The following is a 1792-nucleotide window of genomic DNA, read 5'->3' as shown; positions in this document are numbered from 1 at the left end:
TGAGGCCAGCAAGCGAAAGCGCGGTAGAAAATATGAAAAACTAAGTAACCCTAAGAATAGTGAAGTATGTGTCCAAACTTAGGGGGTTAAACCGATAAAATGAAAATATGGCAGATAAACAGAATTTCTGGCAGATAAAACGAAAAAATGGAAGATATCCAAGTCCTCCTTCACGGGTCTTGTCCATAATCAGGCTTATAGACCATCTTTCCTAAAAATCCCCTCATGACTTTTCTATCTTCGTATCCTGTAGTACCTTAAAATAAAGAGAAGTGTGATAAGAAGAGGAGGAGTAGGTTGAAAAGGGAAAAGGTGTGGCTGGCTGTTGCCGGTCTCGTTATAGATAAAGATGGAAACTGGCTTGTAGTGAAGAAGAAGTACGGCGGATTGAAAGGCATGTGGTCATTGCCGGCAGGGTTCGTTGATGAAGGGGAAACGGTCGATGAAGCAGTTCTTCGCGAAGTGAAAGAGGAGACGGGACTTACGACGACCGTGAATGGAATCATAGGTGTCCGGACCGGTGTGATCGGGAATGAAATCAGTGACAATATGATCATTTTTCATTTGAATCATATCGATTCAGACAAGATAAAAATAGAAAAAAGCGAACTATTCGATGTGCAGTGGAAATCGCCCAATGCGTTGATGGTGGATGGAAAAACATCGGTGATGATTCATGAAATGTTAAAGCAGGGGGATTTATTCCAGCGCCACCAGGCCATTGAAGGGTTGAATCCCGGGGAGCAGTTTGGATATACGAGTTATAAATTGTTTATGTAACAAATTGTTTTCTGAGAAAAGAAACAAAGTATGCGAATAACCTGAAAAAGAGTATCCGATGCGTGCATCGGATACTCTTTTTCAGGTTATTCGTTTTCTTTATTCTGAAGGTCGATAATACATTTTAATCCTGTAGACGAGTCGCTGAATGTACGAAGGCCTTTAAACTCGCCGATACTCATGGCAAGTTCCGGGGTGATCCCGACGATGATGCATTCAACTCCGATCAATTTTAAACAATCATAGAGCTTCTGGAGGTTTTGTTTGATACTATCGTCAAACCTGCTTATCCCGCTGATACTGATCATGACATATTCAATACGGCTTTTGACACACTCTTCTAGTACAGTGCTGAACACTATTTCTCCCCGTTCAAGATCAAGTTCTCCTTTAAGAGGCAGGGCAATGGTTTTATCCCAGATATGTCAAGGTACGTGAAAACCCCCGTTACATACGGTTTTGGAGATAAAAGTACGAGCTTCCATAATTTATTTAAAAATTCAGTAAACTTTGTGAAAAAGAGAGATATTGAAAGATAACAAGCAATGTATTCGCTTTCTTAAAGGTACATCCTCTAATATGTCCCTTTTCAATCGAATAGATAGATGATATATTATCAGAAAATTAAGAAATCAAAGGAGAGGGAATCATGAGAGCTACTGCAAGTACGAAAACAAAATTTTGTCTATACTGTTCAGGAAGAGGATACTTTCAGTTAGTGTTGGGTGGTTCTGAAACATGCCCTTGCTGCGGAGGCAGCGGGAAGCAAAAGTAGAATGTAATGATGGACTTATATAGAGTCTGGAACAAAAGTGTTTTAGTCTAAGTTAAACCCGAGCTCATTTGACTTCTAGCAGGCAAATGAACTCGGGTTTTTTCTTGAATGTATAGTTAGATGTTAGCTCTTTCCAGCGGTGGATTGGAGTGCAAGACGAAGACTCCTGCGGGAAGAGTAGCTTATGTGAGACCCCGCAGGAGCGAACGCGACGAGGAGGCTCACGGGCTACCCGCG

The 1792-nt window shown here is 41.3% G+C and carries 3 protein-coding genes; 2 read left to right on the top strand and 1 reads right to left on the bottom strand.

The window, feature by feature from the left end; all coding sequences use genetic code 11:
• Nucleotides 1-297 precede the first annotated feature (297 nt).
• The gene (locus AAEO50_RS20975; protein ID WP_341986329.1) at nt 298-780 is read left to right on the top strand and encodes an NUDIX hydrolase; all 483 of its coding nucleotides are present in this window, start codon (nt 298-300) and stop codon (nt 778-780) included.
• Nucleotides 781-866: 86 nt separating this feature from the next.
• Here the strand turns inward: AAEO50_RS20975 and AAEO50_RS20970 are convergent, their stop codons facing one another.
• Nucleotides 867-1181: an STAS domain-containing protein gene (locus AAEO50_RS20970; protein ID WP_341986330.1), complete on the bottom strand. Its 315-nt coding sequence runs from the start codon at nt 1179-1181 to the stop codon at nt 867-869.
• 248 nt (nt 1182-1429) lie between these two features.
• Between AAEO50_RS20970 and AAEO50_RS20965 the strand changes: the two genes are divergently transcribed.
• Nucleotides 1430-1555: a YuiA family protein gene (locus AAEO50_RS20965; RefSeq protein ID WP_341986327.1), complete on the top strand. Its 126-nt coding sequence runs from the start codon at nt 1430-1432 to the stop codon at nt 1553-1555.
• Nucleotides 1556-1792: the final 237 nt, after the last annotated feature.

This window comes from Rossellomorea oryzaecorticis, from assembly GCF_038405515.1.
Lineage (GTDB): Bacteria > Bacillota > Bacilli > Bacillales > Bacillaceae_B > Rossellomorea > Rossellomorea oryzaecorticis_A.
The sequence above is the reverse complement of the archived record's forward strand: the minus strand, read 5'-3'. Positions and strand labels throughout refer to the sequence as shown.